The organism is Paenibacillus sp. Y5S-9, assembly GCF_036894235.1.
GTDB lineage: Bacteria > Bacillota > Bacilli > Paenibacillales > Paenibacillaceae > Paenibacillus.
In genome coordinates this window covers 3,635,941-3,659,312 of the sequence record NZ_CP145887.1, presented here as the reverse complement: position 1 = coordinate 3,659,312, position 23,372 = coordinate 3,635,941, and the positions used below count along the sequence as shown (strand labels likewise).

The 23,372-nt window shown below is 45.4% G+C and carries 13 protein-coding genes; 3 read left to right on the top strand and 10 right to left on the bottom strand.

Features of this window, described 5'->3' with window-relative positions:
- Positions 1–51: 51 nt before the first annotated feature.
- The 8 genes from V6669_RS16130 to V6669_RS16095 form a co-directional block, all read right to left on the bottom strand.
- On the bottom strand, positions 52–1,719 hold the full coding sequence (locus V6669_RS16130; RefSeq protein ID WP_338586901.1) for an alpha-glucosidase: 1,668 nt from the start codon (positions 1,717–1,719) through the stop codon (positions 52–54).
- Between the two features lie 59 nt (positions 1,720–1,778).
- Positions 1,779–3,407, bottom strand: a complete 1,629-nt coding sequence (locus V6669_RS16125) for an alpha-glucosidase (RefSeq protein WP_338586899.1) — start codon at positions 3,405–3,407, stop codon at positions 1,779–1,781.
- A 21-nt stretch (positions 3,408–3,428) separates the two neighbouring features.
- Complete coding sequence (locus V6669_RS16120; protein WP_338586897.1) at positions 3,429–4,322, bottom strand: carbohydrate ABC transporter permease; 894 nt, start codon at positions 4,320–4,322, stop codon at positions 3,429–3,431.
- 13 nt (positions 4,323–4,335) lie between these two features.
- A complete protein-coding gene (locus tag V6669_RS16115; protein ID WP_338586896.1) occupies positions 4,336–5,250 on the bottom strand; it encodes an ABC transporter permease subunit in 915 nt (304 codons plus the stop codon).
- 61 nt (positions 5,251–5,311) lie between these two features.
- Entirely contained in the window at positions 5,312–7,048 is a 1,737-nt protein-coding gene (locus tag V6669_RS16110; protein ID WP_338586895.1) for a sugar ABC transporter substrate-binding protein, read from the bottom strand.
- A 250-nt stretch (positions 7,049–7,298) separates the two neighbouring features.
- Positions 7,299–8,705, bottom strand: a complete 1,407-nt coding sequence (locus V6669_RS16105) for a response regulator (protein WP_338586894.1) — start codon at positions 8,703–8,705, stop codon at positions 7,299–7,301.
- Positions 8,702–10,414: a histidine kinase gene (locus V6669_RS16100; protein ID WP_338586893.1), complete on the bottom strand. Its 1,713-nt coding sequence runs from the start codon at positions 10,412–10,414 to the stop codon at positions 8,702–8,704. The genes V6669_RS16105 and V6669_RS16100 overlap by 4 nt, the downstream gene beginning before the upstream one ends.
- Positions 10,415–10,697: 283 nt before the next feature.
- On the bottom strand, positions 10,698–17,084 hold the full coding sequence (locus V6669_RS16095; protein WP_338586892.1) for a GDSL-type esterase/lipase family protein: 6,387 nt from the start codon (positions 17,082–17,084) through the stop codon (positions 10,698–10,700).
- 208 nt (positions 17,085–17,292) lie between these two features.
- Here V6669_RS16095 and V6669_RS16090 point away from each other — a divergent pair, with 208 nt between their 5' ends.
- Positions 17,293–18,165: an AraC family transcriptional regulator gene (locus tag V6669_RS16090; RefSeq protein ID WP_074095228.1), complete on the top strand. Its 873-nt coding sequence runs from the start codon at positions 17,293–17,295 to the stop codon at positions 18,163–18,165.
- Positions 18,166–18,295: 130 nt separating this feature from the next.
- On the opposite strand, the gene V6669_RS16085 is transcribed toward V6669_RS16090, so the two are convergent.
- The gene (locus tag V6669_RS16085; RefSeq protein ID WP_074095227.1) at positions 18,296–19,033 is read right to left on the bottom strand and encodes an SDR family NAD(P)-dependent oxidoreductase; all 738 of its coding nucleotides are present in this window, start codon (positions 19,031–19,033) and stop codon (positions 18,296–18,298) included.
- A 176-nt stretch (positions 19,034–19,209) separates the two neighbouring features.
- On the opposite strand from V6669_RS16085, the gene V6669_RS16080 reads away from it, so the two are divergent.
- Positions 19,210–19,824, top strand: coding sequence for a TetR/AcrR family transcriptional regulator (locus tag V6669_RS16080; RefSeq protein WP_338586890.1), 615 nt, complete (start codon positions 19,210–19,212; stop codon positions 19,822–19,824).
- Positions 19,825–19,847: 23 nt separating this feature from the next.
- Here V6669_RS16080 and V6669_RS16075 read toward each other — a convergent pair whose 3' ends face one another.
- Positions 19,848–21,917, bottom strand: a complete 2,070-nt coding sequence (locus V6669_RS16075) for a helix-turn-helix domain-containing protein (protein WP_338586888.1) — start codon at positions 21,915–21,917, stop codon at positions 19,848–19,850.
- Between the two features lie 146 nt (positions 21,918–22,063).
- Between V6669_RS16075 and V6669_RS16070 the strand changes: the two genes are divergently transcribed.
- Positions 22,064–23,308: an MFS transporter gene (locus tag V6669_RS16070; RefSeq protein WP_338586886.1), complete on the top strand. Its 1,245-nt coding sequence runs from the start codon at positions 22,064–22,066 to the stop codon at positions 23,306–23,308.
- Positions 23,309–23,372 lie beyond the last annotated feature (64 nt).

Below are 23,372 nucleotides of genomic sequence, written 5' to 3'. Positions count from 1 at the left end.
GGCGTCTATATCATTCAGACCATGATATAGACGCCTTTTTACGTATCCACCTTATACTTTATCGCTTAATCCAACAATGGTTTCGAACGGTCGCAACACCAGTGGCAGCATGCCATTTTCATAGTTGGTAAGCCAGATCTCTGAGAAGTTGAGGCCAAGCTCATCTTCGTCAAGCTCCACGATGTGTTCAGAAAGATTGATGACTACCAGCACCTTTTGATCTACCAATGTACGTGTATATGCATATACACTCGGATGATCCGGCATAAGAAGCTCATAGATTCCATAAGTCAACGTATCGTGTTTTTTTCGCAGCTGAATCATTTGTTTATAAAAGTACAGAATGGAACCTGGTTCCTGGAGTTGTTTCTCTACATTAATTTTGACGTAATTGTCATTCACCTTTAACCATGGCTTACCCGTGGTAAACCCGGCCTGTTTGTCCGAAGACCACTGCATCGGCGTTCTGGAGTTATCGCGACTCGAAGCCCAGATGATGTTCATGATCTCCTCATGCGACATCCCCTCTTCGCGTTTGATCTGATATAAATTCCGATCGGCTATGTCGTTATAGTCCTCTATGGAAGGGTAAGCCACGTTTGTCATACCTATCTCTTGCCCTTGATATATGAATGGCGTTCCTTGCATGAAAAAGTACATGGCTCCAAGTGCTGTGGCACTTTCATACCAATACTCTGTATCATTTCCCCAAGTTGAAACTTTACGAGGCTGATCGTGATTTTCAATAAACAAAGCATTCCAACCGACGCCTTCCAGTGATTTTTGCCACTTGGTCAAGACGTTTTTCAATTTGGGAATATCCAGTTGCCTGTCTGTACTGTTTTTCCAAAGGTCCAGGTGTTCGAATTGGAAGACCATATTAAATTTCCCTCTGACTTCACAGATCCAATCCAGCAGATCTTCTTGGTCCTCTACCTTAACTCCATTCGCTTCCCCAACAGTCACGACGTCATATCTGGATAATGTGTTCTCTTTCATTTCTTGCAGATAACTCTGGATTCCCTTCACATTCATATGCTTTTCAAAAGAAGAGACGTATTTGACGCCTTCTCGGATTGGCATGTCCAAGAGACCCTCTTCTTTGTGAATATGGCTGATTGCATCCACACGGAAACCATCAATCCCTTTATCCAGCCACCAATTCATCATTTCATATATGGAATTCCGAACCTCTTTATTTGCCCAATTCAAGTCTGGTTGTTTCTTGGAGAACAGATGGAGATAGTACTGTCCGGAGACTTCATCATATTCCCAAGCAGAACCGCCAAAGATGCTCTCCCAGTTATTCGGTTCGTCTCCGTTCTTCCCATCTCTCCAGATGTACCAATCTCGTTTGGGGTTATCCAGCGAAGCTCTGGATTCAATAAACCACGGGTGTTCGTCACTTGTATGATTGATCACCAAGTCCATAATAAGTTTCATGCCGCGGTGATGCACTTCATGCAGTAATTGATCAAAGTCCGCCATCGTGCCGAATTCATCCATAATGGAACAGTAATCACTGATGTCATAACCATTATCATCGTTGGGTGACTTATACATCGGACAGATCCATATCAGATCAATACCGAGATCTTGAATATAATCCAGTTTGGATAGGATCCCCTTGATGTCACCAACCCCATCACCGTTGGAATCCATGAAACTTCTCGGATAGATTTGATAGGCTACGGCTTCTTTCCACCATACTCTTTTCATTGAATATAATCCTTCTTTCTTGAGAACTGAACATGATATAACATATTACGTAATATGCTTTAATGATGAATAAGGTACATTCTTGCTTCATATGGACGTAATTTGCTGTCCGAGAGTTCACTTGTATAATTGGATATCAAAAGCTGATTGGACTCTGTTAATTGCTCCTGAAGCGGCAGTTCGGTCGTATATCCCTGGAAATTGCATACCACAAGAATCGTAGCACCATTCAACGTGCGGGTATATGCAAACACGTCTGGGTTCTCTGGAAAGATCAGCTCATAATCACCATATACAATGACTTCATGATCTTTTCTAAGTTGAATCAACTTCCGGTAATAATGAAATATGGATTCGGGATTATTCAAACTTTCCTCGGCATGGATATGCTTATAATTCGGATTCACCTTAATCCAAGGTTCCCCTTGTGTAAAACCTGCGTTATCGGAAGTATCCCATTGCATAGGTGTTCGTGCGTTATCTCGGCCCTTGGCGTAGATCGACTCCATCACGCTTTGTTCAGGACAACCCTTCCCCATTCTTTCCTTATAAAAGTTGAGCAATTCAATATCCCGATAATCCTCGATCGAATATTGAACATTTGTCATACCCAGCTCTTCACCCTGATATATGTAAGGCGTACCTTGCATGCCATGAAGAAGGGTAGCCAACATTTTAGCCGATTCAACTCTGAATTCTCCGTCATTTCCCCAACGGGATACAATTCGAGGTAAATCGTGGTTGTTCCAGAACAAACTGTTCCAGGCATCTCCTTTGAGCTCCGTCTGCCACTTGGACAGTACTTTTTTTAATGCCATCACATCCAAAGGTTTAAGAGCCCACTTTCCTTTGCCTTCTTGTTCATCCAAGCTGATGTGTTCAAATTGGAAGACCATTGAAAACTCACTGCCGTCCGGGTTGCTGTACAGTTTGGCGATCTCCGGAGTGGCGCCCCATGTTTCTCCAACCGTTAGCAGGTCTTCCGCTTTTTGAAACGTCTCCTTGCTCAGTTCCCTGATATATTTATGCAGATTAGGCCCGTTTCCCGTAATCTTCGAATCCGGTTCTTTACCGATTAAGTCGATTACGTCAAGTCGAAAACCACCAACCCCCTTGTCGATCCACCAATTGATCATGTCGTATATCTCCTGCCGGACGTTTGGGTTTTCCCAGTTGAGATCGGGCTGTTTTACGGAAAATAGATGCAAATAATATTGCCCGATCTCAGGCACCCATTCCCAGGCTGAACCACCAAAGGTGGACCCCAAGTCGTTGGGAGGGGTTCCTTCCACACCATCTCTCCAGACGTAGTAGTCATGGAACGGATTGTCTTTTCCTTTTTTGGCTTCTTGAAACCAGGGGTGTTCATCCGACGTATGGTTCAACACCAAATCCATGATGATCCGAATGTCGCGTTTCTTGGCTTCAAGAATTAACGTTTCCATATCATCCAAAGACCCGAACATCGGATCAATATCCTGATAATCTGAAATATCATATCCGTAATCATCTTGAGGAGACTTGCAGACAGGTGATAACCAGATCGCGCCAATGCCCAGTTCCTGTAAATAATCCAATCGGGACACAATGCCCTTCAAGTCGCCGATGCCATCTCCGTTACGATCTTGAAAGCTGCGTGGATATATTTGATATACAACGGTTTCTTTCCACCATTTTTTATTTTCCATGTTCATTCAACCTTTCTAATGTTATTCTTTGACCGATCCTACGACAATGCCAGTCACAAAGTATTTTTGCAGCAGCGGATAAATCAGCAATAGCGGGATAACAGCAACTACGATTTTGGCTGCGTTCAGATTTTTGTTCGAAATTTCAGTCAGGTTGCTGAGTTCGCTGGAATTTGTGCCTGCTTGAAGCAAGTCGGCAATATTCACGTTAAGGGACTGAATATAGGTCATTAGCGGATAATTGCTGACTTTGGTCATATAGATCAAACCACTGAAGAAGTCATTCCATGTACCCACGATACTGAATAAAGCAACTGTCGCCAGCGCAGGAATGGACACGGGAACATACACTTTGAACAAAACCTGAAGCGGATTCGCTCCATCAATGAACGCTGCTTCTTCAAGCGCTTTAGGTACAGCGGAGAAGAAATTCATCACGAGGATAACACTGAATATCGGGACAGCGCCTGGCAGAACCAGTGCCCAAATCGTATTTAGCATATCCAGGTTTTTGATTAGCAGGTAACTCGGAATCATGCCTCCACTAAACAACATGGCAAAAATCATGATATTCATATAAATGTTTCTGCCTTTAAAATCCCTTTTTGATTTGGATAACGGATAAGCCATCAAAATAATCAATATCATGTTAAGCACAAGGGTAAGCGCGACACGTAGAATGGAGATGCCAAAGGACCGCCAGAACTGTGCATCATCGATAATTTTGGTATACGCTGCGGTTGTAAAATTGACCGGAACGAGACCTACTGCATTAGCCGATACCGCCTCGCTGCTGCTGAATGATATGGCAACGATATTCCATAACGGAAGAAGGCAGACCAATGCCAGCATAATGACGATGGCATAGATGACAAACCGGCCAATTCGTTCTTTGAAGTTTGCAGAATAGGACACAGGTTTGGCCTCCTTAGAATATTTTTCGATCCGTATATTTTTTGGCCAACTGGTTGGCAGACATAAGCAATACAATGCCGATTACGGACTTGAACAAACCAACAGCCGTACCGAAGCTATACTGTCGCCCAACGAGACCGATCCGATAGACGTATGTATCCAGAATATCGCCCGACTCATAGACAACCGGGTTATACAAGTTATAGATTTGATCGAAACCAGCGCTCAAAATGTTGGTCAGGCTCATTACACCCATGAGCAGAATAATAGGCAACATGCCTGGCAATGTAATATGCCACACTTTTCTCCACCAACTGGCTCCATCCATTCCTGCCGCTTCATATAGACCGGGATCAATCGAGGTAATCGCCGCCAAATAGACGATAGAGCTGTAGCCAAACTCTTTCCATACGTCTGTACCTATAATCAGTGGCTGGAACCAGGTGTTGCTGCCAAGGAAATTAATATTCTCCAGGCCAAAGAACGCGAGCATTTGGTTCACAATGCCGTCCAAACTGAACATGTTGACAACGACGGATGCGAGTACAACCCAGGATAGAAAGTGCGGCAGATAAACAATCGTCTGCACGGACTTTTTAACGTATTTGATACGAATTTCATTTAATAAAACGGAAAAAATGATAGCCATCATCGTTCCGAGCAAAATCTTGCCAATCGCAATCACTAGCGTATTGCTGACGACCTGCGCGATATCCGGCAGCTTAAACATATAAACAAAATGTTTCAGCCCTACAAATTCGGAGCCAAACATCCCCTTCGCCGGTACATAGTCCTGAAAAGCTGTGATGACGCCGACCATTGGGATATAGCTGAATACAAGCAAAAACAAAATGCCCGGCAGCATCATCATATGGTACATGGCACCTGGGCCGAGCCGCCCTCTCGCTTTCAAATTCCGCTGTTTCATGGATGAACCCCTTTCGTTGAAGAAAGGCTGCGTATCGCAGCCCTGCTACTGTTCATGGATATTATTGTTTCGATGCGATCTCGTCTTGAATTTCCTGAATGACTTGATCACCGCCTTGTTTTTTCCAGTTACTGACGAATGTATCGAAGTAATCAAGCGGTTCCGAACCCGTTATGATTTTGATAAACGACTCCTGCTCCAACTTTGTCAGATTGGCCCACGTCTGTTTCATGCTTGGTGTAGTACCAGAGTAGGCAGGTGTCATCCATACAAATTTGTTTTCCTGTGTCAGTTTGTCGATCAGTCCCACTCCGTTGATCCGTGAATGATATTTTGACCAAGCAGTTACATCATCCGTATCCATGTCGCTCAAATAGGTTTTAATGCTTCCGATGTTGTTTTTTGATTCGGTTGTGCGAACCTCGTCGAGGCCGATCTCTCCTTTAATCCCGCGAACAACGTCAGAGTAATCATCCAGCAGCGATGTAGCCGAGTTAACTTCGATATTAAAAGGTCTCGTAGATCCGTCTACCCCGGTCTCCTGATACTTGGCAGCTTCCGGCATGGTTGATGCGGCATCTTTATCATTGGCCAGTTTATCGTAGAAAAGGTTAAGAATCTTAACGGCCAGTTCAGGGTGTTCATATCCCTTTCTCACCACGATAAACTGATTGGAAGGATTGGCATGCGCCACGTTGACCTTGCCGTTTGCATCCTCCAGTGTATAAGCCGAGAATTTCGCATTTTTATCCATCTGTTTTGCACTGATCAGTCCCCAGTCAGGGATATGCCACGGTCCAAAAGCAATACCGCTTTGGCCATTGGCGTAGAGTGCGGTAATATCGTCAAACGTGCGGGTTCCAAATTGCGGGTCAATGATACCATTCTTGAACCAATCCGCCATGATGCCCAGCATCTGCTTCGTTTCTTCTGTCGTGGAACCATACACGATTTTGCCGTCTTCACCATTCATCCAATATTGCGGGAAGGCTCCCTCGGTTGAGGCCACACCCAGCATCGTATAAGCGGAGCCATTGTAATCTGTTGTATTCATCGTGTTCACAAAAGGAATACCTACCGGGTTCCCGGATTGGCCAGGATCTCTTTTCAGAAATTCAAGCGCGGTCTTCTCCACTTCATTCAGTGAAATGGCGCCGTCTCCATCGGCATCCAGTTGAATCCCCAGCAGATCCAGCCAATCTTGACGGACCCAAACCATCGTTGGTGCGGAATCCAGAGAAGTCGCCGGAAGTCCCATTAAACGTCCATCAATCGTTGCATTTTCTAAAGCACGTCCATCATAGGAATCGTACATCTGCTTGATGTTATCCGTAGCATACTGATCATAAATGGCGGTCAGATCCTCAATCAGATCGTTATCCACCAGTTCTTTCAGTTCATCTTTGGAATCAACGCGCATCATATCAGGCAATTCCCCGGATGCGATAGCGAGCGAAACTTGACGGCTATAATCTTCGCCATTGGCTTCAAATTGATCTGTAATCTGAGCGTTAAACGTGTCTTTGACCAGCCGAGTATATGCGTTATTCTCATAGGTATCACCAGCCGGCAATTTGGGATTGGCTGTGGTGACCCGTCCCATCGTTACGGTAATTTCGTCTTTATAGGCACTGAACGGATCTCCCGGTGTTACCTCATATTTGCCTGCTTCCTCTGCAGTAGGAGGAGTGGAAGAGTCTCCACATGCCGCGAGGGTTGCAACCATCAAGGCAGACATTGACAGCACCGCCAGACGCTTCGTTAACAGGTTGCTTTTCATGGACCATTTTGTTCTCATCTAGTTCGATTCCCCTTTGTTGTGATGTTCAATATTTGTTTGCGCTTTCATTATAAAATGAAGTGAAGCCCTATCGAGATAGGGATTACACGTCCGTTTGGATAGAGAAATGTGTACAGTTTTCAGTCCGTATGATGAAGTATGGTTAACTTGTGAGCATTTACCCTACCTACTGATCTACATTTGTCTAACTACCCCTGCTCTTCATCCAAAACAAAAGCCGGCAGCTCCCAAAACAGGAAGCTGTCGGCTATTTATTCCCTCTACCTAGCTGCCGATATTCGCTTGGCAGAAGACCTGTCAGTTCGCGGAAAATCCGGCTGAAATATTTTTCATCCGTATAACCCACTCGTTCCGCAATCCAGAAAATTGTGTTGTTTGTATTGAGCAAATACTCCTTGGACTTCTCTACCCGGATGAACCGGGAGTACTCATTAAAGGTTTTTCCCATCAGATCTTTGAAACATTGACTGAAATAACTTCGGCTGATATTGAGTTGTTGGGAGAGACCTGAAGCTGTATAGGCCTGTTCCAAATCATGCTGCACGATCATCACTGCTTTTTTCACGGCATCGATGATTTCCTGCGAATACGAAGTCTGTTCATCAGCCTTTCGAATGCTTACAGCAGTCTGTTTGATCCATTCTTCAACCTCGTACCAAGACTCGAAAGAATGGATCATCGAGATTTTTCCAAGCGTAGTTTGAGCAAAAAGGTGGTTCCATTCCATCACGATCGAGTACAGCAATCCCATCAACTGACCTTTATGTAATCGTAAGGATATAAACTGGTCAATGAGTTGGTTATAGTAACTGTCGTGGTGGGTCCATGGTGTCTGGAACCAACTTTGCTTAATCCGATCAAGGTCCTCATCATGAGGTTCTTTTGAACATGTGTCTTCCTCATTCATCGATACGGCAATAACTTGGTTATTGGAGTTGTACACATAGAATAAAGACGTCTCTGTATAATTCCTAATCCAGTTTTTGATTTGTGACCATGTTCGGTCTTGCACATCAGACAAAACCAACAACGTACTCTGGGGAACTTGATGCAGTGATTCCTTCAATTGATAAAATAGTTGATCTTCTTCGGACGGGGGTGCAGCCCACATGCAGCTATTACGCTCAACCTCCCATCTTATCTCATCTTCATGCGCAGTTAGCTCCATTGGCCATTGATGCTCTGATTTGCGATCCTGTGACACAAGGGCATACACATTTTGATAATGGAAATTGACTTCATTCTGCGAAGGCATCTTTCTTATCGCGCTTGTCAACCCGTTAATTCGGGTATGTATCCGTTGCAGAACATGTTCAAATTGCTCTTTCTCCAGCTGGACTTTGGCTATATAATCGATGGCTCCGAGTCTTAGCGCTTCCTGGATATAATCGAAATCCTGATGCAGTGTTAACACAACGATATGAAGTTCTGGATAGAGCTGACTCGCAGCTCGCATCAGTTCAATCCCTGACATAACGGGCATTGCAAGATCCGTCAGCATCAGATCGACCGGTTGGGTTTTCAGGAAATCCAGTGCTTTCGCCCCGTTGCTGGCCTCTCCTACAACCTCCATATTGAACTCGTTCCATGGCATCGCAGAGCTAATGCCTTTGCGTACCAACTTATCATCATCTACAATCAATACCTTAATCATGACGAGATATCTTCTCCTTTAATAGGCAATACAAGCAGTATGCTTGTCCCTGTTCCCAATTCACTCTCGATCACCAGCTGTGCTTGGTCCCCGTACTGTGCCTTCAACATGCGGTGAACGTAATTGAGTCCGATGCCCATCCCAACTTTTTGTTGTTCAGCTTCACGATTGTTCAGCAGATTATGAATGGTTTCTTCAGTCATACCTGCGCCATTATCTTGAATCATAATGTTCAACGTTGCAGTGCATGTCACTTCAATCTGAATAAAACCTTCGTCACTCAATCCATGATATAGCGAATTTTCAACCAGCGGTTGCAGAATAAAGCGGGGCACAGGAATTTGAAGCACTTGCTCATCTGCAGTAATGCGGACATCAAATTCAAAATCATAGCGAATTTGCTGCAAAATCAGATACTGTCTTAGCGCATCAATCTCCTCTTCCATTGTGGATACTTGTCCTAATTTGCCCAGATTGTAATAGAGTAGCTTATTCAATGATTGCACCAGCTTGTCGATCTCCCCTTGTCCGTTCATGACGGCCAGCCAGTGCACTGTATCTAGCGTATTCATTAGAAAGTGCGGGTTGATCTGATAGAGCAGCTTTTCCACTTCCAGGTCTGCACGAATCTTCTCTTTCTGCTGCACTTCCCTGAAGAGGTCACCAATTTGATGTTGCATATTGGAAAATTCACTGAGCAGAAAATCAAATTCTGGAATTTGAGTGCGAGCTCGGCTCCCTGTCATTTGTGGATTTTTGGACATCCCGTTGATTTCCGAATGGAACAGACCGAGAGGTTTGTAGACCATCTTCCACAGAAGCCAAGCAAGAAACACGGTAAAGCCGAGGAAAAATAAAGCGACCAGCAATATTTGAAGCAACCACTGGTTTTTCTCCTGTTGATATTGAGCCTGCGAAATGACAGATACAACGCTCCATTTCTGTGAGGAATCCTCCTTGAACCAGTGATACCCACGGGATATTCCGTCCTTGGCAGGATCGACCGTTAAGCTGGAGAAATTCTCCCCGACCTTCATGGCCTCCGGTATTTCACTGTACACAATGTTTCCTGTACCATCCAGAATGAGATGAGATAATGCTCCGTTGTATTGATTGTAACCCAAGATATCCTGTGTAAGGCGAAATCCGGATTCTACGTATATGTACACGTCGTCCCTTTTGGGCAGTTGTACTTTTCGCATGGCAGACAGAACGAGTTGGTCATCAAACCGGTTCATGCTGATATGGGGACCATAATACTTAATGCCATAAGTTTGGAAGAGCACTGGCAAAGATTCAGGAGAAAAATGATCCTTAATCGGAAAGTTGCCGAACTGCGTAGTGCCTTCTTTCTGGAAATAATATAAGGTCAATCCGATATTCGGATTAGTAAACGTGACCACACTTAACTCGCTCTTTAATTCGTCCCTGGCCTCGATTAATTCGAAGATATCGGAGGACGGATTCAAAAATTCATCCAACCTTTTGCCTACAGTACCACCGTAAGATAATTGCTGAGTAACGTGATTTAGATTGGTGATGGAATTCTCCAATGAAGATGTCACCTGCTGTAAATTGCTGCGAATGCCATCATCGATCTTATTTGCGAAAATGGAGTCAATCGTATAATAAGAAATCGCAAATATGCTGATAAAGGGGATAAACGCACTGAGAAAGAACAATAAAAAGATTCTTTTTTTGAGTGTCATGGGGACCTATTCTCCTTCTGAAAATGAAACAGCAAGCCTCCTGCGTATGGAAGCTTGCTGTGAATATACATACAGCTATGCCGGTTATCTTTCTCCATAGGCCTCGTCCAAGTCCAATTTCCTTTCATCATTATAGATTGATATTCAAATAAGTCAAACGCTTTCATATTGTGCGTATATAAAAAATGCTACTCCTCAAAATGATGAGGAATAGCACTTTTATATGCGTACTTTACTTCAGTTGTAATTACTTCTTGTTAATGGAATGCTCACACATTTCAGTCTACTCTCGTACCGTCACATTTAATTTGTGTGATCTGGTTTCCCCTGAAGAATTACGAAGTACAGCTTCATACTCGTAGATTCCAGGTATCCTTCCAGAGATTGAGGTAACCGCAGACTGTGCAGCAGGCGAATGAGATTGCAGCGATTGTGTGTCAATCAATACACCATTTTCGTAAAGTTCGTATTCGGTTGCGTTTGTTCCCCACCACAGATTCATGGTGACATTATAGTTGCCGTCACCGTCCCAGTTGTCGTTCGACAGAACAGCTTGCCCCGGGGAAGCATCCATGACGATGACTGTCAGCGGAACACTCATGGTTGAACCCAGTGCATTGATCAATTCTCCAGTATAGATATAGGTGCCATTTTTCTTTCCAGTAATATCAACTTGAACAGATTGGGCGGACGGGGATTGATCGACCAGAGAAATTTCCTTAATCAATTCACCATTCTCATACAGCTTGAACTGATTGCCGTTATTCCCCCACCACAGATTCATCGTGATTGTATAGTCTCCGTCCTTGAGCCCTGTGTCGTAACCATTATTATCAGATAACACCGGAGTGCCAGGGGCACCGTTTGCAAGTGGCGTTGTCTGATGGAGCCATTCTTCCCACTTAATCAGCACACTTGCTTGCTCATCCGTAAATACGGTTCCTCTAGCTGCTTGAACGTCATTACCGTAGGATGCAAGCAATTGACGCGCTTTTGCTCCTTCACGATCGTTTGCTGCCTGTTTGGCCTGCTTTAACGTGTTTGTAAGCTGATCAGTAAGAGCGCCGGCATTAGGATCGGTCGATTCATCAGCAAAGGCGTTGGTCAGATTGATCAGGCTGTCGAATGTGGCAATAACGCCAAAATTATATTCTACCGTCTGTTCCCAGCCTGCCAAATCGGAGACGGTTGCCGTAACCTGGTTCAGGCCGGGTTCCAGTGCATACGCCGGAGTGTCCAGGAGCACACCTTCCGGTTCTGCCACACCGGATACCGTATCGGAAGCTGTATAGCCAATTTCCACGTGCTGATCAATGGTGTATTCGGTTTGACCATGAATTTCAATGGTTGGAGGTACGAGATCAATGGATATGGACAAAGATTGTTCGCTCTCTTTGTTACCGTCAACATCGACGCTCCAGTAGGTGATAGTATGTGTACCTTCTTCAGTTAGGGTCAACTGTGTGCCACTCACCGTTTCGCCACCATTAATTTGATAATAAGTCCCTTCGATATCGGAATCTTCATCGCTTGCTGTGAAGGTTACTTGTGCCGGAGAAGTATACCAGCCGTTCTGCAATTCTCCTTCCACAGTTGCCTTAGTATGCGGGGCTTCCTGCTCCGGAGTTTCTCCTTCCAACGTAACAAAATCAGATAGCGGAATATTTAATTCCTTCACAAGTCGTGCCACGAGTTCAGAAACCTTGATTGCGCCATTCATCTGCAAATGTGTATTGTCTTCCGTTGTGCCTACCCACATGAATATCGATTTGGTTCCTTCTGTGCCAAGCTCCTGGAAATGCTCCCAACTAGCTTGGTTCAGATCGATGATAAGCGTTTCCGTTTCCTGCGCCGTTTCTTTCATCGCCTGTACGTATTCCGGGAAGCTTTTGTTCAGCACCTCTCCGGTAAAATCACGACGATTCACTGGCGTGACCAGAACCGGAATCGCACCTCTCTGCAGAGCGCCGTTAATGTATTCTTTCAAATATATCTTGAACTGCTCGGGCGTGAGATAACGCTCTGGACGTGAAGGTGTGGAATCATTATGAGACCACTGCATGAACAGATAATCGCCTTCTTGAATGTCGAGTAAAATATCGTTGAGATATCCACCGACCAGGAAGGTTTTGCTGCTCAAACCTCCAACTGCCCGGTTATCAATACTGACTTCATTTGGATCAAAATATCCACCCAATGTTTCTCCCCAGCCTGCTTGCGGACGATAGTTCTCCGCGTAATTGGCCACAGTCGAATCGCTGGCCAGATAAATAACCGGTTTATCGCTTGCACTGTGATCTGGCAGGCGCTCCAGCTTCAGCGCATTGATCTTCGGTGCATTTCCGGTGAAATTGAAGTTAAATACCCCATCGATCAGGGCAATGTCATATGTGATTTCTTTGAATTCGCCCTTGGCAATGCTTGTGAGCGGCAGCTTTGTCATCTGCTCTACAACAACATTTGCGCTGGTTGATTCCTCCGCATCCCCGATGGTCATCGTTACCCGGTAATTCGCCGGCTCCATTTCCGCGAGGAAAGAGGTACCGTTTACTCGTGTGAAATCTTCCTTGAGCAAATCTCCGGTTTCCCGGTTCTCATCTTTGGTCAGCGCAGTATCAGCAAAGCCGTACCCATTGCCTTCGATGTATGCTCTTTTGGCATCTACTTTGATGTATCCGTCGGCTGCGCCACCAGAACCAAAGTCAAATTTGTATTCGTTTATCTCTTCGCTCGCTTCACTTGTCAAAGAATCCTTCGCAACAGTTAACATGTTAAACGTATGGTCAACTTGAGCTTGGGTAGCTTCCGTATTGAAAATGGCTTCCGCAGCTACCAAAGCCCGGTTCACCACGGCCTTCGACGCATCTGTATAATCTGACAGATCTAGTGCTTTGATCTCATCATACAGAGCGATCAATGCAGTCTGATCGCCACCCTCTGAAGAGAGCTGAGTGCCTTCAATTCGCACGTTGTCGATCTGGGTAGTCCAGTTCAACGTGCCTCCACCACCTTTTCTGGTGCCTAAGAACCGCATGGATCTGACGTTGTCCGCATATGCGGCGGAACTCAGTGGGATACCTTGAATCGTTTGTGTAAGTGTCGGATTCGCTAGGTTCGTTAATGTCAGATCAAGTGTTTTCTCGGCAAAATTAACGGTAGCATCCACATTGACCCACTGGTTCTTGGAAATATCTGTAGCCGTTCCCCCTTCAGGTATGGCTGTATCCCCTGTGCCGTAGTCTGGGTTATACGCACCGACAAAATAATGAATTTTGGTGCTTCCAGTTTTCGTAAACAGCGTGAAAAGGGCATTTTCGTTCGAATCCTGGACCGTGAGATGACCTTCTGACGGATAGGCACTTACATTACCGGATTGCCAGTCAAAGTTCACATTCACCTGATCGCCGTTTACTGCATCAAACAGACGGAACACCTTGGCTCGATTGCCCGATCCGGACCCTGTGACGGACAGTACCTTATTTCCGGACTGTTCAACTACCGTTCCCGCCATGGTTCCTGCGATACCCGTAGCATTGACCATCGCATACTGGTAGTTGGCAGCGTCGCCTTCAAAATCCTCCTCATAGAGCTGGGTTTCTGGCTCTGGTTCTGGCTCGGTAATATCTGGGTCAATGACCAGCGATGAGATACTCAGCTCCATGTCTTTGACTGCACCAGCAACGAGTCCGGCAATTTTCTGTGCACCATAGCTGCTGAAATGGGTATTATCGTTGATTCCATTCGGGTATTTCGGATATTCACCCGGATTAGCGTATAGGAATACTTTTTCAGTAGCTGTATTACCAATTTTGTCGTAGTACGCAATACTTAACTTGCTCAGATCAATCAGCGGCACGTCAAGCTCTTCTGCCACTTCTTTGGCAGCCTGCACGTATGCTGGGAAGCTGACGTTGAACTCCTGAGTCACCGTGTTGAAATCTCTGCGTCCAACCGGAGTGAGCAATACGGGTGTAGCGCCGCGCTGTTTGGCACCGTTTACATAACGAGTTAAGTAGATCTTATAATCCTCAGGGGATGCATACCGGTCCGGTATCCCTGCACTAGCGTCGTTATGACCAAAGGAAATGAAGAAGAAGTCCCCCGGCTTAATTCGTTGCAGGATTGTATCCAAACGACCGTCTACCATAAAGGATTTACTGCTTCGGCCACCGATCGCATCGTTCACGACGACTGCCCCATTGGAGAAATAACGTCCGAACTGCTGGCCCCATCCTTCTTGAGGAGCCTGCGCTTCACTATAAGATTGCATGGTTGAATCACCAGCCATATAGATCGTTGTTGCCGCACCAGCCGCTTTCTCTGGATATTTCTCGATTATGACGTCTTGGATGTCTATGGCTGTACCCGTGAATATAAGATCGAGCTGTCCATCCACCACAGCAATATCATAGGAATACTCCAGTGGTGCTCCTGCTGTCACATTGGTTACGGCGAGCTTCTGGACGAATTCGGATTTGACTCCAACGTTCGAGTCATTTGCATCATTGCCCAATCGCAGCGTCACCTTATAGTTTGAATTGGGCAGATCAACGGCAAATGTCGTGCCTGCCGCGACCGAAACCTGGTTTGCCCCTACCGTAACACCACTTGTATCCTTGAAGCCGTATCCCGGATCTTGTGCGTAGAGCGTATCCTGTATGTTTGTACTTCCTGACGCAGTCTCTGTACCGAAATTAAAGCGGTAGATCGGCTCCGGCATTTCAGCTTCGCGAGTCAGCGCCAGATCGGCTTTAGGGAATGCTGTAGCTTCCGCTCCAAGATAAAAGCCGGTATGAGGCGGCTGGTTGTAGGCTACATTTTGCCAGGCTACGCCAAGTCGATACACAGGGTCCTGCATCAACGTAGGGATGCGATAGTCTGAAGGAATGGTCGTTGTGTAGAGACGATACTCCGAACTATCTTCGCTCCGCAGCAAAAGCTCCTCACGCCAGTCGCCCAGAATGTCCGCCTGAAGTGCCGGATTGCCTTTGGTATGGTTGTTCGTTAACGTACCGGTTGCCCGGAAGATTTCATTCAGCTTTTTGTTTTGGTAATCCCACTTATAGATGAGCGGAATTCCTTTGGCTGTGCTATTATCCCACTCATGGTCCAATAGCTCCCGCTGAAGATCTCCATCCCACCAGATGGCGAAATTGGCGGTTTTGGGCCCTTCGTCCACAGTGTAGATAGCTTCTCCGGCAGCTGAATAAGTATTGGTTACAGGGACACTTTGCCCGTTGGTAACGGTCGTGGCCCATGATTCGTAACCCGGATAGTTCGGATCAATGTCCGCCGACATCCCGCGACCGGTGTCAAAACCTGTTTTCTCACCCCAAAGGATTTCACCTGTTGCCGCATCGCGCATCTCCAGTCCGTATGCTGCATCCGAATGCTCATGCACACTTACGACCTGATAGCCCTCCCGGTTCGGATTGAGCTGGCCGGCATGCATGGCATCACCGTGGCCGAGTCCGGTGCTGTACAGCAAGCTGCCGTCATCGTCAATGGCCAAGGCGCCAAACATAATTTCGTCCTTGCCGTCCTTGTCGACATCCAGCACACTTAGATTATGGTTGCCCTGTGATTGATATTGTGATCCTGCTTCGTTTGTGTCGAACGTCCAGCGCTTAACGAGTTCCCCGCCAACATAATCATAAGCAACAAGCACTGTGCGGGTATAATAACCCCGGCTCATCACGACACTTGGCTTCGTGCCGTCCAGATAAGCGATGGCGCCAAGGAAACGGTCTACACGATTGCCATAGCCGTCACCCCAATCACTGACGTTTCCTCTTGGCGGATCATAATTCACGGTGGATACAGCCGCGCCAGTCTCACCGTTAAACAGTGTGAGATATTCCGGTCCTGACAGTATGTATCCGCCGTCGTTGCGATAATCTTTCGTGCCGTCACCAATGACCGTGCCTTGGCCATCCTTTGTGCCGTCCGCCGTCTTGACAACAACCTCGGCCTTTCCGTTGCCATCGAGGTCATACACCATTAACTGCGTATAATGCGCTCCGGCGCGGATGTTGACTCCCAGGTCAATCCTCCACAGCTTTGTGCCATCCAGTTTGATGGCGTCGATATAGACATTTCCCGTATAACCGGCCTGCGAATTGTCCTTGGAGTTGCTCGGACTCCACAGGAAGACGATTTCATATTCGCCATCCCCGTCCAAATCAGCTACGGAAGCGTCACCTGCATAATAGGAGTAGGTTCCACCGTCCTTAGTCCGTCCGTCGGCTGGTTTATCGAGCGGAATAGGCAAATAATCGTTATGCCAGACCGATACAACCTCCGGTTGCATTTGCTCTTTGCCTGCAATAACGGTGGAGATCTGATATTGTGAGCTGTCGAAACCAGTCGTGTCCACAAAGTTCGTCACATCGCTTATGGGTGATGCGTTCACTTTGGTTCCATTTTTATATATATTGAAAGCGATATCATCTGGGTCGTTGTTTAAATACCTCCAGCTTAAAAAAACGCTGTTGTCTACAAGAACCGCAACCAAACCCCGATTCAGGTATTCTGCTTGGCGACCCGGCAGGCTGTTGGATGATGACTCTGCACGCATCGGTGCCGGAGGAACAGCCAGTGAAATAACCATAAGGAGTGCTAAAAAAGATACAAACATCGATTTCTGGATGGAAACAGTTCTTCGGATCATTCGATTAACTCCTCCTTATCTAAGAATTCATTTTTAGAATCATCAGTTCGATCCTGCCCTGTTTGTTGTCAAATGAACACAATTTACAGCCACCTCCTCTTTATGTTACCGCTTACATTTATCTTACAGGTCTAAAAAAAGACAGACAATCTAAAAAATGTGACGTATTATATAAAATAATTGACTTTTTTAGGAAGGAGATGAAACGATGGTTCATACGGTTTCTTATGCTTTTCGTAATGACGATACATCAATCATGACACTTGACTCTATTGGATGGCAGATCGTTTCTAGCGAAGAATATCGTTGTCCAAGTGATGATAGACCGGACCCGGGGCACGTCGTTTTTCAATACACACTTAATGGTCAGGGTTATCTGGATATTGAAAATCAAACGATTCCTTTACCAAAAGGACATGCCCTACTTGTTAAAATCTCTGGAGAACATTGCTATTACTATAAACAAGAGAACAACGAACCCTGGGAATTTATATGGATCAACATTCGCGGGGATGAAGCTAACCGAATTTGGGATATGATCCATGATAATGAGGGACATGTCATTCGACGAAACGCGGACTCTCCCTTGATTCAAGAGTTATGGCAAATTATCCATTTGATTCATCAAGAGAAAGTTACGGACAAGTATCGCTTGTCCATGCAAGTCTATCGGTGGTTGCTTATCTTGGTACAGACGAGTCGGGATGCGGAGAAGGATATCGGTGCCTTATCCATAACAACGATTGAGAAATGTAAAAAGTTCATTCGAGAGAATTATGCCTCCCCTTTGACACTGGATCTGCTGGCCAGTCATTGTGATATCAATAAACACTACTTGTGCAGGTTATTTCAGAAATCCGAAAAAACATCACCGCTAGCCTATCTCAAAGACAGACGCATTGAGGTTGCAGTACGATTACTACGTACAACGGAACTTCCGATTTCCCAAATTGGTCAACAATGCGGCTTTGAGAGTCCCAGCTATTTCGGCAAAGTTTTCCGTCAATATATGTCCATGTCTCCCAAAGAATATCGCATGAATAAGCTAGAGTTTCCTTACGAGGCCATCTATTATGAATAGCTAAACTCGCTGTTTGCTAGTTGTCCTTGGCTCGGGAACTGCTCTTGTACCAATAAAACAAAAAAAGCCGCTAGAATAGCGACTTTTAATGGAACTATATTCTTTCTTGTGTACTTCGACACTGCTGCACTTATTGAGCGGTGTATCCTCCGTCTATGATCAGGCTATTTCCTGTCATATATGAAGAATCGTCACTAGCTAGGAACAGAACGGCTTTGGCCATTTCTTCTGCTTGACCCAGACGTTTCATTGGTGTTGCCGCAGAAAGTGCTTGCTTGCTCTCTTCCGGGATAATCGGTGTATCGATGAAGCCTGGGCAAAGGGAGTTCACCCGAATATTCTGCTCAGCATACTCCAGCGCGAGGGAACGAGTCAGATTCACAACGCCGCCTTTAGCTGCATTGTAGGCTGCTGAACCAGGCGAACCAACCCATCCGTACATGGAAGCCGTGTTGACGATTGTACCTCCGCCAATTTTGAGCATTTCGCGAATCGATTCACGTGCAACCAAGAATACGCCGTCCAGATCAACATTGACCGTATTGCGCCATTCGGCATAATCAAGCTCATGCGTCGGATGAACACGTCCGATTCCCGCATTGTTGAATACGATATCCACTTGACCAAATGTTTCTACGGTTTGTTTGAAAATCTCAGAAACCTCTTCTTCACTTGTTATGTTTGCTTTAATAAAGAGAGCCTCTGCTTTAAGCGCTTTCAGTTCCTGCTCAAACGCCTTGCCTTTTTCTTCATTCAGATCCACCAATACCACTTTAGCTCCTTCGGAAACGAATAAGCGAGCTGTCGCTGCACCAATCCCGGATGCGCCTCCTGTGATGACTGCAACTTTATCTTGAAGTTTGCCCATGAATAAATCCCCCAGTATAATATTTTGAATAGCGCCTATATAAATAGTGCTATATGATGTTTACAAAACTAATTCTATGCTTAAAATTGTAACAATCCAATCATTAAGATGTGACCAAGTGTCTACCTCGTAGACACTTTATAAAACTATGTCTATATTTATAGGAGTTTTTTTGAATGAATAATGAACTTATTGTGACATCTCAACATCGTAATCGAACCAAGGAGCACCTAAAAACCGCTCTGATTCAGCTCATTAAGAAAAAAGGATTCCATGGTGTTTCTGTCAAAGACATCGTTGATCAGGCGGGTTATAATCGCAGCACATTTTATTTACACTACCAGGATAAATATATTCTCGCCGAAGAGTTGTTGAGTATGACACTCGAAGGATTGAGGGGCGCAGTAGGCAAACCCTATTGGCACGGTCAAAAGGTTTCAACAAACAAGCTGGATGCCGAATCTTTTCAAATCGTGGATTATATCTACGAACACCGTGACTTCTTCGAACTGATTCAATACGATGATACGTTACCTGGTTTACATACAGGCTTTCCACAAACCATACTCAAAATCTATCAGGAGCAATTTGTCTTTGAGACGATCAACAACTCCCCAGTGAACATGGACTATTTCAAGTACTATACCGCCTACGGTTTTTTTGGACTGTTGAACAATTGGATATTAAGCGGATATCGTGAATCACGCGAGGCATTTATCAAAAACGTGATTGAACTCACCAAAACGCATATTCACTCTTTTCATTATGTCGGTAACACGTTTGATTCTTGATCTCAAGTAAGTTGATTTGAACATCACGATGAACGATATGTCTGCCTTAGATAACAGGCCAGTTGCAGATGGAGCAGATGCTCCTGATTACTCAGGGACATGCCCAGAATCTCTTCGATTTTATGAATACGCTGATACAAAGTATTGATATGAATATGAAGTGCTGCCGCAGCTTGGACCGCAGAACTTCCGCACGCCATATACGTCATGAGAGTTTCCTCTAGTCCGCCGGTCTGCCCTTTGGCAGGCCGAAGCGGCTCAAATATCTCTGCCATAAATGCATTTAAATCCTCAGCCGGTTGCCGGATAAACAACCGGTTGACACCAATATCCGTATATCGGATTGTCCCCTGTTCTCCTCTTGTCTTCTGGTATGCAAGCGCCTTGTCCGCTTCCTGGTATCCCGTATTAATGGCATCAACCCCAGACCGCACTGAACTTAATCCCCCCAACAATTTCACATGATTACGATGTTCCCACTCCGGCAGCAATGCGCTGAACTGTTGTTCCAGTTTGCCTGGCTTGTGCGACTCGTTTAGCATAAGCAGTACTGTAATTCGTCTTTCATTGCCAAACGCAATGGGCAGCGCTCCTGCTGGCATTTTGTCTCTTAGATAAGCTACCAATTGAACAGACAACGCGCTAAGCGTAGAAGGGTTGACCCACTCCGCAAACTCCAGCAGTCCCACCACGATGGAGGTTGAAGGAACGATTCCGATCTCCCCGGACTTCTGCCAATAATCCTCTGAATCCTGACTGAGCCTCAAATCGTTGAAAAATTGCTGTGTTTTTTTAAAATAAAATTCGGCCAGGGACTGTTTGCGCATCAATTCCAGGGCCAAAATGGAGCTTCCCTGCTCCAGCGCAATCAACTGCAATGGTTCAAGCTTTGTGTTCATCTGGATAATGAGATAACCAAGGCACTGATTGGCTGAAGCGATTGGATACAGATATTGATACGATCGGTCGGCTTCTCCCTCGATACACGTCAGATAATCTGGATGATGCAAGGATTCGTATAAGCTGCGAAGACTTTCTGTATTCCAGCCATTCATGATTTTGCTGCGTTTCGGAATCCATTCGTTGTCGATAAAATCCACAAAGGTCATCGGTACGCCAATAACACGTGTCAGTTCGTTAACAATAGATACCACGCCCTTATTTTGCAGCGATAGCCGCATAAGCGAGGAGTGAATCTCATCCCGTTTCATGAGTGTCTCGTTCTGTTTGCTCAGATTCTCGTACAGTTTGGCATTTGTGATCGCAATCGAAACCTGATCTGCAAAGCTTTGCAGCAGTCGCACATCCGACTCCGTGAATAGCGGGACCCTTCCTTTTTGATAAACGATTAACACACAATCCGATTGGCCTTCTACCTTGATCGGCACCGAAATAATTGAACCTATATCTTGAAAATTATACGCCGAATTCAGATGATATTTGTTCTCCGATGTCATATTGCCAAAGTCGTCTTCTACTGTAGATAAACCGTTGTAGAGCTTTGGTGTACCTCGCTTAAAGGTGTTCCCGATGATCCCTTCACCTGGCTTCAGTTTCATTCTCAGCATGCCTTCACCCATCTCCCCTGCTCTTGCCTTGACCGTCAACGCGTCGATCGCAGGGTCATATCTCCACAACACACCTATGCACTCATAAGGGATAACCGATAGTGCACTTACCAAAATCCGTCCAAGCAACTCGTTCAGATCCAGAAGTTGAGTCACATCCCTGATGCTGTTCATGATTTCATTCAAGGCTCGTTCATTCTTGCTTGCCACAGCTTCCGTATAGTATGGGTAAAGCAAAGACGACAGTGTAACTAAATCTTCCGCAGAAAACTCCCAGTTCTTAAACACCCGGATAGCCACACATATATTGTTATTGTATGGAAGAAAAACTAACATATTTTCTTCTGATTCCCGTTCTACTTTGGGATGTTGCAGTGGAAGCTGTTCCGCAAAACAAGGCGGTGTACTTTCTCTTCTGCCTATCGCTTCGATCAGTACCCAATCCGCCCAGTTACTGCTGATCCATACCTCATAATCGCAGTTCCCCAAGCGTTCTTGCATGATTTTATGTAAGATTCCATTCAATGCAGCCGCCTCCTGTCAATGTAGGTTTTCACATCATGATTCAGATAATTATACAGAGATATACATTGTCTTGAAACCCCTACATCATGTAACTTTAAAGCAACACAGAAATTTAGTTAACATTTGATGAGAAAGAAGGTAACGCGATGTCTAAAATCATGCACAGTAAACACTTCAAGTACATTGTTCTCACTCTCTTGTTTCTCGGCTGGTGTCTTGGCAACCTGGATCGTTTCGTCATCAACTATGCCATTGTAGGCATTACTCAGGATCTGGGCCTAGGTGCTTCTGCACAAGGAATCATCCTCAGCAGCTTTTTTCTCGGATATGCCATTATGCAAATTCCAGGCGGAGCACTCGCCGACCGTTTCGGTTATCGGAAAGTTATTCTCGTTTCCTTGTTCTCCTGGTCTGTATTCACTATTCTGACGGGTTCAGCCTGGTCGTTGTTCTCTCTTATCTTTGTCCGTTTCCTGTTTGGGATTGGAGAAGGTAGCTTCTTCCCTTCCGGTTCCAAGGCGATTGCCACGAACTTTCCCATTAATCAGCGCAGTGGAGCCATGTCCATTATGCTATCATCCGCAGCCATTATGGGGGTAATTACTCCGATTCTTACCGGACATGCCCTTGTGACTATTGGCTGGCGCAACCTGTTCTATATCATTGGTGCGGTAGGGATTCTCATCACAGCCTTGATGTTCTTTTTATTAAAAGAACCCGTCAAGCCTGCACTTGCGAACTCCCGTTCGGGCCAACAACCCAAAACGTCACTGAAAACCGTCCTGAAGACGCCCATGATCTGGAATTTGTTCATCAGCTATTTCAGCATTTATGCAGTGAACTGGGGACTTCAATCCTGGATGCCGACGTACATGGTCAATGTCCGAGGACTGGATATGACTCAAATGGGACTGCTCGCCGCCATTCCGGCTTTGGTCAGCATTTTCACCATGATTCTCAGCGGCTATGTGCTTGACCGTATCCCGGCAGGCAAAGATCGAATTATCGCTTCCGTGTTTGGTGTACTTGTGGCCTTGTTCCTGTATCTGATGGGCTCCGCGGGCAGCATCACCACATTCATTACGTACATGACAATCGTTACGGCAATGGCCGGATTTATCTCAACTCTGATCATTTCGAAGTCCCTTAAAACGATGCCCGAATCTGTCGTCGCAACAGCCAATGGATTCATTAACACAGGAGCTCAGCTTGCAGGTTTTCTGACTCCGATGCTGATCGGATTCCTGGTTGAAGCTTCCGGGGGATCTTATGCCACCGCCTTTATGATGCTGATTGCTTTCGCTCTGATCTGCTCCATTACCTTGATGTTCTCTCGTCGTTCGAATTCGGATCAGGATAACACAACTGAGATGCAAGCAAAAGCTGTATAAACACAAGAGTTTGCCGCCACATGTTACTTCGACATTTAGTTCATGTTCTATACGACAATACAAC

Excerpts from the sequence above, each read along its gene's own strand:
- V6669_RS16115 (WP_338586896.1), bottom strand. The coding sequence starts at position 5,250 with ATGAAACAGCGGAATTTGAAAGCGAGAGGGCGGCTCGGCCCAGGTGCC.
- V6669_RS16100 (WP_338586893.1), bottom strand. The coding sequence starts at position 10,414 with ATGACACTCAAAAAAAGAATCTTTTTATTGTTCTTTCTCAGTGCGTTT.
- V6669_RS16085 (WP_074095227.1), bottom strand. The coding sequence starts at position 19,033 with ATGGGCAAACTTCAAGATAAAGTTGCAGTCATCACAGGAGGCGCATCC.
- V6669_RS16125 (WP_338586899.1), bottom strand. The coding sequence starts at position 3,407 with ATGGAAAATAAAAAATGGTGGAAAGAAACCGTTGTATATCAAATATAT.
- V6669_RS16110 (WP_338586895.1), bottom strand. The coding sequence starts at position 7,048 with ATGAGAACAAAATGGTCCATGAAAAGCAACCTGTTAACGAAGCGTCTG.
- V6669_RS16105 (WP_338586894.1), bottom strand. The coding sequence starts at position 8,705 with ATGATTAAGGTATTGATTGTAGATGATGATAAGTTGGTACGCAAAGGC.
- V6669_RS16070 (WP_338586886.1), top strand. The coding sequence starts at position 22,064 with ATGTCTAAAATCATGCACAGTAAACACTTCAAGTACATTGTTCTCACT.
- V6669_RS16095 (WP_338586892.1), bottom strand. The coding sequence starts at position 17,084 with ATGATCCGAAGAACTGTTTCCATCCAGAAATCGATGTTTGTATCTTTT.
- V6669_RS16080 (WP_338586890.1), top strand. The coding sequence starts at position 19,210 with ATGAATAATGAACTTATTGTGACATCTCAACATCGTAATCGAACCAAG.
- V6669_RS16090 (WP_074095228.1), top strand. The coding sequence starts at position 17,293 with ATGGTTCATACGGTTTCTTATGCTTTTCGTAATGACGATACATCAATC.
- V6669_RS16130 (WP_338586901.1), bottom strand. The coding sequence starts at position 1,719 with ATGAAAAGAGTATGGTGGAAAGAAGCCGTAGCCTATCAAATCTATCCG.